Source organism: Frigoribacterium sp. PhB24, assembly GCF_003755185.1.
GTDB lineage: Bacteria > Actinomycetota > Actinomycetes > Actinomycetales > Microbacteriaceae > Frigoribacterium.
The window spans coordinates 215,339-228,223 of sequence record NZ_RKIC01000010.1; the positions used below are offsets into that span (position 1 = coordinate 215,339).

A 12,885-nucleotide genomic window follows, 5' to 3' on the forward strand; every position below is an offset into this window, starting at 1 on the left:
CAGGACAAGGACGTTCCATGGCTGAGACCGCCATCCCCTCCGACCCGTCGCCCGCGGCCCCCGACCCCGCCGGCACCTCGGCCGACGCGTACGTCGTCGGCGTCGACTACGGCACGCTCAGCGGCCGGGCCGTCGTCGTCCGCGTGCGCGACGGTGCCGAACTGGCCAGCGCGACGTTCGAGTACCCGCACGCCGTCGTCGACCGCACGCTGCCCGGCACGGGCGAGCGACTGCCCGCCGACTGGGCCCTGCAGGTGCCGGCCGACTACGTCGACGTGCTGAAGAACGCCGTTCCCGAGGCGCTCCGTGCGTCGGGCGTCGACCCTTCCGCGGTCGTCGGCATCGGCACCGACTTCACCGCCTGCACCATGGTGCCGACCACCGCCGACGGCACCCCGCTGAACGAGCTCGACCGCTTCGCCGACCGCCCGCACGCGTTCGTCAAGCTCTGGCGCCACCACGCCGCCCAGGGCCAGGCCGACCGCATCAACGAGCTGGCCGCCGAACGCGGCGAGAGCTGGTTGCCGCGCTACGGCGGACTCATCTCGAGCGAGTGGGAGTTCGCCAAGGGCCTCCAGCTGCTCGAGGAGGACCCCGAGGTCTACGCCGCCACCGAGCACTGGGTCGAGGCCGCCGACTGGATCGTCTGGCAGCTCAGCGGTCGCTACGTGCGCAACGCCTGCACCGCCGGGTACAAGGGCATCTACCAGGACGGTGAGTACCCCAGCCGTGAGTTCCTCTCCGCGCTGAACCCCGACTTCGCCGACTTCGCCGAGACCAAGGTCGTCCACGAGATCGGCGCCCTGGGTGACGCCGCGGGCACGTTGACCGCCGAGGCCGCCGCGTGGACGGGCCTGCCCGAGGGCATCGCCGTGGCCGTCGGCAACGTCGACGCGCACGTGACGGCGCCGGCCGCCAAGGCCACGCAGCCCGGCCAGATGGTCGCGATCATGGGCACGAGCACCTGCCACGTCATGAACGGCTCCACGCTCGCCGAGGTGCCCGGCATGTGCGGCGTCGTCGACGGCGGCATCGTCGACGGGCTCTACGGCTACGAGGCCGGCCAGTCCGGCGTCGGCGACATCTTCGCCTGGTACGTGAAGAACCAGGTGCCGCAGTCGTCGGTCGACGACGCCGCGGCGGCCGGCAAGAGCGTGCACCAACACCTCACCGACCTCGCCTACGAGCAGCCCGTCGGGGCCCACGGCCTCGTGGCCCTCGACTGGCACAGCGGCAACCGCTCGGTGCTCGTCGACCACGAGCTGAGCGGCGTCATCGTCGGCCAGACGCTCAGCACCACGCCCGAAGAGGGTTATCGTGCCCTGCTCGAGGCCACGGCCTTCGGCACGCGCCGCATCGTCCAGGCCTTCGAGGAGTCGGGCGTGCCGGTCACCGAGTTCATCGCCGCCGGTGGCCTGCTGAAGAACCCGCACCTGATGCAGACCTACAGCGACGTGCTGCGCCTGCCGATCTCGACGATCACGAGCGAGCAGGGCCCGGCCCTCGGCTCGGCCATCCACGCCGCCGTCGCGGCGGGCGCCCACCCCGACATCCGGTCGGCGGCCGAGGCCATGGGCAGCGTCGACCGGGCGACCTACGTGCCCGACGAGGCGAATGCCGACGCCTACGACGCGCTCTACGCCGAGTACCTCGTGTTGCACGACTGGTTCGGCCGCGGCGGCAACGACGTGATGCACCGCCTTCGCGCGATGCGTCGCGACGCGACCCGCGCCTCCTCGGGTTCTTCGGCGACCGCCGAGAGCGACCGCGGCACGGACGCCGTCGAGCAGGACGCCACCGCGTCCACGAGCGACGCGCAGGTGACCGCATGACCGGCTGGATCGACCGCTCGACGCAGGCGGCCATCGACGCGACCCGAGAGGACGTCGCGACCCTGCACGCCGAGCTCGTGCGCTACGGGCTGGTCGTCTGGACGGGCGGCAACGTCTCGGGTCGCGTGCCCGGCACCGACCTGTTCGTGATCAAGCCGAGCGGGGTGCTCTACGACGACCTGACGGCCGAGAACCAGATCCTCTGCCGCCTCGACGGCACCGTGGTCGAGGGGACGCCGGGCAGCGACCGCAGCCCCTCGAGCGACACCGCGGCGCACGCCTACGTGTACCGGACCATGCCGCACGTCGGGGGAGTGGTGCACACCCACTCGACCTACGCCACGGCGTGGGCCGCCCGCGGCGAAGCGATCCCGTGCGTGATCACGGCGATGGCCGACGAGTTCGGCGGCGAGATCCCCGTCGGGCCGTTCGCGATCATCGGCGACGACTCGATCGGACGCGGCATCGTCGCGACGCTCACGGGTCACCGCAGCCGGGCCGTGCTGATGCAGAACCACGGCGTCTTCACGATCGGCAAGGACGCCCGGGACGCGGTCAAGGCCGCCGTCATGACCGAGGACGTGGCACGGACCGTCCACGTCACGCGCCAGCTCGGCGAACCCATCCCCATCCCGGCAGAGAGCATCGACGCCCTCTTCGACCGGTACCAGAACGTGTACGGCCAAGCCCCCGCAGGAGAACTCAAGTGACGAACGACACCCTCGACCCGACCGCCTTCCTCGCCTCGAGAGAGGTGTGGTTCCTCACCGGCAGCCAGGGCCTCTACGGCGAAGAGACGCTGAAGCAGGTCGCCGACCAGTCTCGTGCCATCGCCGACGAGCTCGCCGCCGCCTCCGACGTGCCCGTGCGTCTCGTCTGGAAGCCCGTGTTGACCGACGCCGACGCGATCCGCCGCACCATGCTCGAGGCCAACCTCGACGACTCCGTCATCGGCGTGACGGCCTGGATGCACACCTTCAGCCCGGCCAAGATGTGGATCGGCGGCCTCGACGCCCTGCGCAAGCCGCTGCTGCACCTGCACACGCAGGCGAACGTCGCCCTGCCCTGGGCCGACATCGACTTCGACTTCATGAACCTCAACCAGGCGGCGCACGGCGACCGCGAGTTCGGCTACATGCAGACCCGTCTCGGCGTGCCGCGCAAGACGGTCGTCGGGCACGTCAGCGACCCGCGCGTCCAGCAGCAGGTGGGCACCTGGATGCGTGCCGCTGCGGGGGCCTCGGCCATGCGCTCGCTCAAGCTCGCGCGCTTCGGCGACAACATGCGCTTCGTCGGCGTGACCGAGGGCGACAAGACCGAGGCCGAGCTGGCCTTCGGCGTGCAGGTCAACACCTGGGGCGTCAACGAGCTGGCCGAGGCGGTCGCGGCGGCGTCCGAGACGGCGATCGACGAGCTCGTCGCGGTGTACGAGGCCGAGTACGACGTCGTCCCCGAGCTGCGGGCGGGTGGCGAGCGTCACCAGTCGCTGCGCGACGGCGCCGCCATCGAGATCGGCCTGCGGTCGTTCCTCGAAGAGGGCGGCTTCAGCGCGTTCACGACGAACTTCGAGGACCTGGGCGCGCTGAAGCAATTGCCGGGCCTCGCGGTGCAGCGCCTGATGGCCGAAGGCTACGGCTTCGGTGCCGAGGGCGACTGGAAGACCTCGGTGCTGGTGCGCGCGGCCAACGTGATGGGCGCCGGGTTGCCGGGTGGCGCCTCCTTGATGGAGGACTACACGTACCACCTCGTGCCCGGCGAGGAGAAGATCCTCGGTGCGCACATGCTCGAGGTCAGCCCGGCGCTCACGTCGGGACGTGCCTCGCTCGAGGTGCACGCCCTCGGCATCGGCGGCAAGGACGACCCGGTGCGCCTGGTCTTCTCGGCCGACCCCGGCCCGGCCGTCGTCGTCGCCATGAGCGACGTGCGCGACCGGTTCCGCCTCACGGTCAACGTGGTCGACGTCGTCGACCCCGATGAAGACCTTCCGAATCTGCCCGTGGGGCGCGCGGTGTGGAAGCCCCGTCCGTCGTTCGCCGTGTCGGCCGAGGCCTGGCTGACCGCCGGCGCCGCGCACCACACCGTGATGTCGACCGCGGTCGGACTCGAGGCCTTCGAGGACCTCGCGCGCATCGTCGAGACCGAGCTGCTCGTCATCGACGAGGAGACCCGCATCCGCGACTTCCGCCACGAGGTCGCCTGGAACGCCGCGTACCACCGTCTCGCCCGCGGCCTGTAGGCGCTGCGCGAGGCGCTGCGCGAGGCGCTGCGCGAGGCGCTGCGCGAGGCGCGAGGCTCGTGCATCGAGTGGTCCCGGATCGTCCTCCGCCCCCCCGGCGGACGACGATCCGGGACCACTCGTTTCCGTGCCGGGGGCATACGGCGACGCCGGTCGTTGTTACCCCCGCATGAGCATTCCCCTCTCGATCCTCGACCTCGCCCCCGTCGCACCCGGTCAGACCGTGCGCGAGAGCTTCGCGGCCTCCGTGGCCCTGGCGCAGCAGGCCGAGGCGAGCGGGTACCGGCGGGTCTGGTACGCCGAGCACCACAACATGGCCTCCATCGCGTCGAGCGCGACGTCGGTGCTGATCGCCCACATCGCGAGCCAGACGTCGACCATCCGCCTCGGCTCGGGCGGTGTCATGCTGCCCAACCACTCGCCGCTCGCCATCGCCGAGCAGTTCGGCACCCTCGAGACCCTCCACCCGGGCCGCATCGACCTCGGTCTCGGCCGCGCCCCCGGCAGCGACCAGGCCACGTTCCGCGCCATGCGCCGCGACCCGGCGTCGTCCGAGCGCTTCCCGCAGGACGTCGTCGAACTGCAGGCCTTCCTCGCGGGGGAGTCCCGCGTCGCCGGCGTCCAGGCCGTCCCCGGTGCCGGCACGAACGTGCCGTTGTACATCCTCGGCTCGTCGCTGTTCGGCGCGAAGCTCGCCGCCGCCCTCGGCCTGCCCTACGCCTTCGCCTCGCACTTCGCTCCCGGCGACCTGGTCGACGCCGTCTCGGCCTACCGTCGCGAGTTCCAGCCGTCGGCCCAGCTGAGCGAGCCGTACGTGCTCGCCGCCGTCAACGCGGTCGTCGCGGACGACGCGGACGACGCCGACACCCAGTTCGCCGCCGTCAAGCGTCAGCGCCTGATGATGCTGCTCCGCCAGAGCGGGCAGATCGACCCCACGCGCGAGTTCGGCGACGACGAGCTCGACCACCTGCTGCGCACCCCCGTGGGTCAGCACGTCCAGACCATGACGACCTACACCGCCGTCGGCACGCCCGGCGACGCACGCGAGTACATGGAGCAGTTCGCGCGCACGGCCCAGGCCGACGAGCTGATCGTCGCGCACTCGGCCTCGTCGACGGAGGCGCGCCTCCGCTCGGTCGCGCTGCTCGCGGACGCGATGCGGCCGGCCCCCGCCGCCGTGTAGCCCGCGTCGGGGTTACGGCGCGGTGAAGAGGAAGACGAAGACGACGGCGACCGGCTGAAGCGCCGCACCGCCGAGCAGCATCGTCCGACGCAGCCACGGCCGCGACGAGATCGCCGGCGTCCCGAGCACGGGGCTGAGCGGCATGAGCAGGCGGAACAGGCTCTGCTGCGGCAGGAACACCGCGACGAGGTAGGCGAAGAACCCCGCGACGAAGGCGACGACCTCGTGGCCGAGTCGCAGGGTCGAGCGGCGGGTCATCCAGAACGTGAACGACGCGACGATGGCCAGGACGAGCACGATCCCGCCGATGCCGAGCCAGCGTCCGGCCAGCAGGAACCACGGTGTCAGCGGCACGAACGCGGGGCGTCCGACGTAGTCGACCCACCAGGCCATCTCGGTCTCGAGGTAGGCGTCCGACTGTCCTGTCACCACGTGGGCGACGACCGGCCACGCGAGCCCGGCCGCGGCCATCGCGAGCCCCGCCACGACGATCGTCGTCACCTCGCGCGTCGGCATCCGACCGCCGACGACGAACTCGCGCAGCCCGGCCCAGGCTCGTCGGGCCGACGTTCGGGCGGCGAGGGCGAGCGCAGGAGGCGCGGTGCCGATCCCGGCGATGCGTCGCGTCCCGGCGTCCCCGGTCGACGGCGACCCCGCGACGGTCGGCGCCGCGACGGTCGGCGCCGCGGCGGTCGGCGCCGCGGCCGCGGCCGCGACCGTCGACCGCCCCGCCGGCCGCTCGCGCTCGGTGTGCCAGCGCACGATCAGGTGGATGCCGAGCGCCAACGCCAGGGCGAGCGCACCGGGCCGGACGAACGAGGCGACGATGCCCGCTGCCGCCACGAGCGGGTACTGCCGCCGCTGCATGGCGAGCAGGCCGCCGAACATCAGCAGCAGGAAGAGGCTCTCGGCGTAGCCGACCGACATGACGAAGGCCATCGGTCCGAAGCAGAACAGCAGCACGGCCCAGAGGGCCCCCGTGTGTCCGACCTTCGTCACGAGCAGGCGGTGGAGCACGATCGCGGCGCCCGCACCGAACACGGTGGCGAGCAAGGGCGCGGCGACGATGAAGTCCATGCCCGTGGCCACCATCAGCAGGTGGCAGAGGTACGGGAAGACCGGCAGGAACGCCCACTCGTTCGGCAGCACCTCGCCGGTCGCGCCGGTCGGCAGGGTCGACGGATAGCCGTGCAGCGCGATCGTGCGGTACCGGTCGGCGTCCCACGACGAGGTGAAGTCGAGGAAGCTGCGGTCGCTGCCGGGCGTGATGAAGGTCGCCCCGGCCAGCTTGGCGATCTCGTAGACGGCGAACAGCACACTCGTCGAGAACAGCCGGGACGCCAGGTAGACGACCACCACGCTGCGCCAGCTGCCCGAGAAGCGACCGGCCAGGTCGACGGAGAACGCGGGTCGACGCTGCCTCGTCGCCGTCGGCGACGCGATCGTCTCGCGGCTCACCGCCCCGCCCCCTGTCCGGTCATCTGGTCGACGCTACCAAGACTCGGCCGGGACGGGGCAAGATCGACCCGTGCCCCTTCCGTCCTTCGCCGCCCTCGGGATCGACGACGTGGCGGTCACGGTCTACCGTCACGTCGTCGCCGGGGGCGGCCCGGCGGACGAGGACAGTGCGGCGGCCGGGCCGACCGCGGCGGCCGTGGCACGAGCCGTGCGCCTCGACGAGGCGACGGCCCTGGCCGCCCTGGAGCGCCTCCGTTCGCTCGGGCTCGTCCAACGGACGGCGGGCGGCGAGGGCTACGGTGCCGTCGATCCTCGCGTGGCCGTGCCGGCGGTGGTCGCCGCGCGCGCCGACGAGCTCGTCGAGGTGCGGGCGGCCGTGCCCGAGCTCGGCGAGCTGTTCGACGAAGGGCGGCGTCCGCACGACGCCGACCAGCTGACCAGGGTCGTCGTCGGTCACGCGGCCGTGGGCGACTGGTACTCCCGGCTCGAGCACCGCGCCACCACCGACTTCGTCGCCTTCGACCGTCCGCCCTACGTGGTCGCGTCCAACGAGTCCACCCAGCGGGTCGCCCTCGGGCGCGGGGTGCGCTGGCGGGCCGTCTACACGGTCGCGAGCATCTCGGTCGACGGCAGCTGGCAGGGCGTGCACCGCCTCGGAGCCGACGGGGAGGAGGCCCGCATCACGCACGACCTGCCGGTCAAGCTGGCCATCGCCGACCGTCGTGTCGCCCTCGTCTCGATCGGCCACGACCCCGAGAGGCCCGAGGCCCTGGTGACCGAGTCCGAGCCACTCGTCGCCGCGCTCTACGACCTGTTCGAGGCCCGCTGGCGTGGCGCGTCGCCCGTGCCCGGGACGCCCGGTGTGGGTCGCGCCGCGGTCGACTGGGCCTCGGTGGCCGCCCGGCTGGCGGCCGCGTCGGCGTCCGGAGCGACACGGACGCGCGGTGGCGCCGTTCCGTCCCGAGACGAGGAGGCGCGACCGGCGACGCGCCCTCCCACCCCCGCCGAACGCGACCTGCTGGCCCTCGTGGCCGCCGGGGCCACCGACGACGTGATCGCGGGTCAGTTGGGCATCTCGTCCCGCACCCTGCGGCGGCGCCTGCACGCGCTGTTCGACGAGCTCGGCGCGAGCAACCGCTTCCACGCCGGCGTCGAGGCCGCCCGCCGCGGCTGGGTCTGAGTCAGCCGACGCCCAGGCGGTTCACGGCTCGCCCATCGAGTCACCTCGATAGCGTCCCGGACGGTACCCCTCCGCCCCGTCCCGAGTCGCCGTGTCGAGGCTCTCCCTCGTCTCCGTGGGCACCCTCGCCGCCGTCTACGCGATGGCCGGGGCCCTCGTGGTCCTCACGCTGCGTCGACCGCGTCGGGCCGTCACCTGGTGGCGCTGGATCGCCGGAGCCGCCGCCCCGGGGGCCGGGCTCGGCGCGGTCGTCACCTGGTGGCTCGGAGACGTCGAGGACGTCCTCGACGTCTCGCCCACCTGGGTCGACCGGCTCTGGGTCGGTGCCCTGCTGGTGGTCGTCGGCACGGCCGTGGTCGCCCTGGTCCGCGGGGGCACCCGGCGACGCGTCCTGGCCGTGTCGACGGCCGTCGTGATGGTCCTCGCCACGGGGCTCGCGATCAACCGCGACGGCGGGCTCTTCCCGACCGTGGGCTCGCTGCTCGCTGCTCGGCATCTCGGACGTGCCGGCACTCGTCGTGTCGGCCGCGCAGACGGCCGCCGTGCGGGCCGGACGGACGGCGACCCCGGACACGCCCGACCTGGGGCGCACCTGGCGGGCACCGGCCGACCTGCCGTCGAAGGGGCGGCTCGGCAGCGTCAGCATCCCGGGCACGGCGTCCCGATTCGACGCGCGGGACGCGCTCGTCTACCTGCCGCCCGCCGCGCTCGCGGCCGACCCCCCACCCCTCCCCCTCGACGTCGTCCTGTCGGGACAGGGCCCCGGCGCAGCACCCGAGAACCTGGTCGACGCCGGGCGGATGGTCGAGACGCTCGCCGCCGTCGCCCGGGCGCACCACGGCTTCGGCGGCGACCGCGCCGCGTACGACGCCGCCCAGCCGCTCGCCGTGCTGGCCGCCCGCGCGCCCTACGTCGGCAGCGCGGGGTCCAGCGGTCACGACTGGTCGACGGCGTCCCGGGGGCTCGCCACGGGGACGGACTGGCTGACGGCTCGGCTCGGGCTCACGGGAACGTGGGGAGGCGCGGCGAGGCGACCGTCCGCCGAAGGGGGGACGTCCTCGGTGCCCCACCCGCGCCTCCTCGTGTGAACTCTCTGGCCGGAGCCGGTCAGTGGCCGCTTTCGGCCATGACCCCCACTAGAGGGTCAGGCGCATTCACAGGTAGTTCTTATGGATCGACCGCGGCCGGGGGCTGCGGCGCACCCCCGACAGCACGCTCCGCACGGCGTGCATCGAAAGGCGATCCGTGATCACACCAACCGGCCGACGCAGGCCGACCGCTCCGCCCCGCACCCGCCTCCGTGGAGGCCTCGCCACCCTGCTGGCCACCGGCGTCGTCGCCGCGGGCCTCGTCGCGGTGCCGGCCACCGTCTCCTTCGCCGCGGATGGTCCGGCCGTCGTGGGCGACAGCCAGTTCGCCGACGGCAAGTACATCGTCACGCTCCGCGAGCCCGCGGCCGCGACCTACGACGGCGGCACGCCGGGCCTCGCCCGCACCGCCGTGCCCGAGGGCAGCGACCTCGACGCGCAGAGCGCTCCCGTCCAGGACTACGCCGAGCACCTGCGGGGCGTCCAGCAGGACGTCGCCGCGGCGGCCGGCGCGACCGTCGAAGCGAGCTACGCCGTCACGACCAACGCCTTCGCCGCCGACCTCACCGCGGACCAGGCCGCGAAGCTCGCGAGCGACCCGGCGGTCGCCGCCGTCTCGAAGAACGAGCTCCTCAAGCTGCAGGCGACGCCCTCGACCGAGTTCCTCGGCCTCGGCGACGCCGACGGGAACGGTGGCGTCTGGGACGCCGTCGGCGGGCGTGAGAAAGCCGGCGACGGAGTCGTCGTCGGCATCATCGACTCGGGCATCGCCGCCGGCAACGCCTCGTTCGCCGGCGACCCGCTGGGGTCGGCGAGCGACACCGAGCCCCATCTCGACGGCGACCGGACCGTCTTCGCCAAGGGCGACGGCGGCACCTTCACCGGCGTGTGCCAGACCGGGGTGCAGTTCGACGCGGACGACTGCAACACGAAGCTGATCGGTGCCCGCTACTTCGTCGACGGCTTCGGCGTCGGCAACATCGGCACCGAGGACCAGGGCGAGTACCTCTCGCCCCGTGACGGCAACGGCCACGGTTCGCACACGGCGTCGACCGCAGCGGGCAACGCCGACGTCGAGGCCACCATCGGCGACCGCTCGTTCGGCACCGTCTCGGGCGTCGCGCCCGCCGCGAAGATCGCGGCCTACAAGGTCTGCTGGGACGGCCCCGACCGCGTCGCCACCGACGACGACGGCTGTGCCACGCTCGACTTGATCGCCGCCATCGAGGCCGCGGTCACCGACGGCGTCGACGTCATCAACTACTCCATCGGCGGGGGCGGCGCGACGAGCACCTTCTCGGCCACCGACCAGGCGTTCCTCGGCGCGGCCTCGGCCGGCGTCTTCGTGGCGGCCTCGGCCGGCAACGACGGCCCGACCCCGACGACCGCCGACAACGCCGCGCCCTGGGTCACCACGGTCGCCGCGTCGACGATCCCCAGCTACGGTGCGACCGTGCGGACCGCCGACGGCACCGACTACCTGGGTGGTTCGATCACCGTGCCGACCGGCACCGACGGCCTGACGGGCGACCTCGTCTCGTCGACCGCCGTCGCGGCCACCGGCGCGGACCCCACCGCCGTCGCCCTCTGCGCGCCGGACACGCTCGATCCCACGAAGGCCGCCGGCACGATCGTGCTGTGCGACCGCGGCGTCTACGACCGCACGGCCAAGTCGGCCGAGGTCGGGCGTGCCGGCGGCATCGGCATGGTGCTCGTCAACCCGACGAGCAGCTCGGTCGATCTCGACGAGCACGCCGTCCCCACCGTGCACCTCGACGCCGACGCCTACGACGCGATCCACGCGTACGCCGACACCGAGGGCGCTGCCGTGACCCTGCTCGACGGCAACCCGGGCACGCTGCCCGAGCCCGCCACCCCGCAGATCGCGGGCTTCTCGTCGCGTGGTCCGGTGACGGCCGACGGCGGCAACCTGCTCAAGCCCGACATCTCGGCCCCCGGCGTGGCGATCCTCGCCGACGGAGCCAACGCGCAGGGCGAGCCCGGCACGTACGAGTTCCTGTCGGGCACGTCGATGTCGTCGCCGCACATCGCCGGCCTTGCCGCGCTGTACCTCTCGACGAGCGTGCACCCCGACTGGACACCCGACGAGGTCAAGTCGGCCATGATGACGACCGCCTACGACCTCGTCGGAGAGGACGGAGCCCCGAGCCGGGACGTCTTCGCCCAGGGCGCCGGCCACGTCGACCCGACCGCGTTCCTCGAACCCGGACTGCTCTACGAGAACGGCCCGGCCGACTGGCAGGCCTACGTCGACTCGATCGACACGGTCGACGGCACCGACTCGTCGCTCAACCTGCCGTCGATCAGCGTCGGCTCACTCGCCGGCACCGCACAGGTCACGCGGACCGTCACCTCGACCGGCGCGGGCACCTACACGGTCGCCCCGATCGAGATGGACGGCGTCACGGCGTCGGTCGAACCCTCGACGCTGACCTTCGGCGCCGCGGGTGAGAAGCAGGACTACACGGTCACCTTCACCCGGACGACGGCCGCGCTGGACCAGTTCGCCACCGGCTACCTCACCTGGACCGACGGGACCCACGACGTGCGCAGCCCGCTCGCCGTGCGGCCCGTCCAGCTGCAGGCACCGGCCGAGGTGGCCGGCGAGGGCGCCACGGGCGAGGCGGCCTTCGACGTCACGGCCGGCGACGCCCTCGAGCTGCCGCTCGCCACCGAGGGGCTCGCCGCCGGACAGGTCACGACCGGTTCGGGCACGGCGGGCGCCGACGCGGCCGAGACGCCGGTCACGATCGCCGAGGGCACCACCCACGCCCGCTTCGCGCTCGACAGCGCCGACGACACGGCCGACCTCGACCTGCTGCTCTACACGGCCGGTGCCGACGGCGCGCCCGACCAGCTCGCCGCCTCCTCGGCGACGGGTTCGGCGGACGAGCAGATCGACCTCGACGCCCCGGCTGCAGGCGAGTACGTGCTGCTGGTCGACTTCTACAGCGGGGCCGGGCAGCTCGACTACACGCTGACCTCGTACCTGCTCGACCCGGCGGCGGCCGTCGGCGGCCTCACGGTCGATCCGGCCACCCTCACGGCCGGACTGGGCGAGACCACGACCTTGACGGCGTCCTGGAGCGGCCTGCCCTACGAAGGGACCTTCCTCGGTCGCGTCGTGTACGGCGACACCGGGCAGGTCACCTACCTGACGGTCGCCTCGGGTGCGGAGCCTGAGACGCCGACCGACCCGGGCCCGGGCCCCGGCCCCGGCCACCCCGGCGGATGGAACCTCGGCGACATCCTGCAGTGGATCTGGAACGCCTTGGGCGACCTCTTCCACAGCTGGTTCCCGTGGCGCGGGTAGTGGGCACGGCCTGAGGGCCTGAGCCACCCGGCGGCGGCCACCTTCTCCCGAAGGCGGCCGCCGCCTCCCCGTGTGCCCTGCCCCCTGCCCCTGCCCTGCCCCTGCCCTGCCCCGCCCTGCCCTGCCTGCCTGCCCCACCCTGCCCTGCCTGCCCCACCCTGCCCTGCCTGCCCCGCCCTGCCCTGCCTGCCCCACCCTGCCTGCCCCACCCGTGGGCAACTCCGGGTTGCTGCCGCGGGTCCGGCGTGCTCGTGCGGGGTGCCGCTCGCGGTGTGGCAGGGGTCAGGAGTTGCCGTGGCGGGCGTTCGTCGCGTGGGAAACTCCGGGTTGCTGCCGCGGGTTCGGCGTGCTCGTGCGGGGTGCCGCTCGCGGCGTGGCAGGGGTCAGGAGTTGCCGTGGCGGGCGTTCGTCGCGTGGGAAACTCCGGGTTGCTGCCGCGGGTCCGGCGTGCTCGTGCGGGGTGCCGCTCACGGTGTGGCAGGGGTCAGGAGTTGCCGTCGCGGGACGGGCGCCGCGCCGGGTCCGATGCCCCGGAGCAGGTGGCTCTGGGGGCCACCGACGCCGCCCGTTCCTC

The 12,885-nt window shown here is 73.3% G+C and carries 8 protein-coding genes; 7 read left to right on the forward strand and 1 reads right to left on the reverse strand.

Features of this window, described 5'->3' with window-relative positions; all coding sequences use genetic code 11:
- The first annotated feature begins 17 nt into the window (after positions 1 to 17).
- The 4 genes from araB (at position 18) to EDF50_RS05805 (ending at position 5,251) form a co-directional block, all read left to right on the forward strand.
- The gene (gene araB, locus EDF50_RS05790) at positions 18 to 1,832 is read left to right on the forward strand and encodes a ribulokinase (RefSeq protein ID WP_123518630.1); all 1,815 of its coding nucleotides are present in this window, start codon (positions 18 to 20) and stop codon (positions 1,830 to 1,832) included.
- Positions 1,829 to 2,542: an L-ribulose-5-phosphate 4-epimerase gene (locus EDF50_RS05795; protein WP_123518631.1), complete on the forward strand. Its 714-nt coding sequence runs from the start codon at positions 1,829 to 1,831 to the stop codon at positions 2,540 to 2,542. Before araB ends, EDF50_RS05795 begins: the two co-directional genes overlap by 4 nt.
- Positions 2,539 to 4,068: an L-arabinose isomerase gene (gene araA, locus EDF50_RS05800; protein WP_123518632.1), complete on the forward strand. Its 1,530-nt coding sequence runs from the start codon at positions 2,539 to 2,541 to the stop codon at positions 4,066 to 4,068. The genes EDF50_RS05795 and araA overlap by 4 nt, the downstream gene beginning before the upstream one ends.
- A gap of 169 nt (positions 4,069 to 4,237) precedes the next feature.
- On the forward strand, positions 4,238 to 5,251 hold the full coding sequence (locus EDF50_RS05805; protein WP_123518633.1) for an LLM class flavin-dependent oxidoreductase: 1,014 nt from the start codon (positions 4,238 to 4,240) through the stop codon (positions 5,249 to 5,251).
- A 12-nt stretch (positions 5,252 to 5,263) separates the two neighbouring features.
- Here the strand turns inward: EDF50_RS05805 and EDF50_RS05810 are convergent, their stop codons facing one another.
- Positions 5,264 to 6,709 (reverse strand): mannosyltransferase family protein, encoded by a 1,446-nt coding sequence (locus EDF50_RS05810; RefSeq protein ID WP_123518634.1) that lies wholly within the window; start codon positions 6,707 to 6,709, stop codon positions 5,264 to 5,266.
- A gap of 70 nt (positions 6,710 to 6,779) precedes the next feature.
- Here EDF50_RS05810 and EDF50_RS16795 point away from each other — a divergent pair, with 70 nt between their 5' ends.
- The 3 genes from EDF50_RS16795 to EDF50_RS05830 all read left to right on the forward strand — a co-directional run bounded on the left by EDF50_RS16795 (position 6,780) and on the right by EDF50_RS05830 (position 12,311).
- Entirely contained in the window at positions 6,780 to 7,889 is a 1,110-nt protein-coding gene (locus EDF50_RS16795) for a helix-turn-helix transcriptional regulator (protein WP_199738649.1), read from the forward strand.
- A gap of 503 nt (positions 7,890 to 8,392) precedes the next feature.
- A complete protein-coding gene (locus tag EDF50_RS05825; protein WP_123518636.1) occupies positions 8,393 to 8,977 on the forward strand; it encodes a hypothetical protein in 585 nt (194 codons plus the stop codon).
- Between the two features lie 157 nt (positions 8,978 to 9,134).
- The gene (locus EDF50_RS05830) at positions 9,135 to 12,311 is read left to right on the forward strand and encodes a S8 family peptidase (RefSeq protein WP_123518637.1); all 3,177 of its coding nucleotides are present in this window, start codon (positions 9,135 to 9,137) and stop codon (positions 12,309 to 12,311) included.
- Positions 12,312 to 12,885: the final 574 nt, after the last annotated feature.

What these genes read in the sequence shown, in the direction of transcription:
- araB (WP_123518630.1), top strand. Translation starts at nt 18, where the DNA reads ATGGCTGAGACCGCCATCCCCTCCGACCCGTCGCCCGCGGCCCCCGAC.
- EDF50_RS05795 (WP_123518631.1), top strand. Translation starts at nt 1,829, where the DNA reads ATGACCGGCTGGATCGACCGCTCGACGCAGGCGGCCATCGACGCGACC.
- EDF50_RS05805 (WP_123518633.1), top strand. Translation starts at nt 4,238, where the DNA reads ATGAGCATTCCCCTCTCGATCCTCGACCTCGCCCCCGTCGCACCCGGT.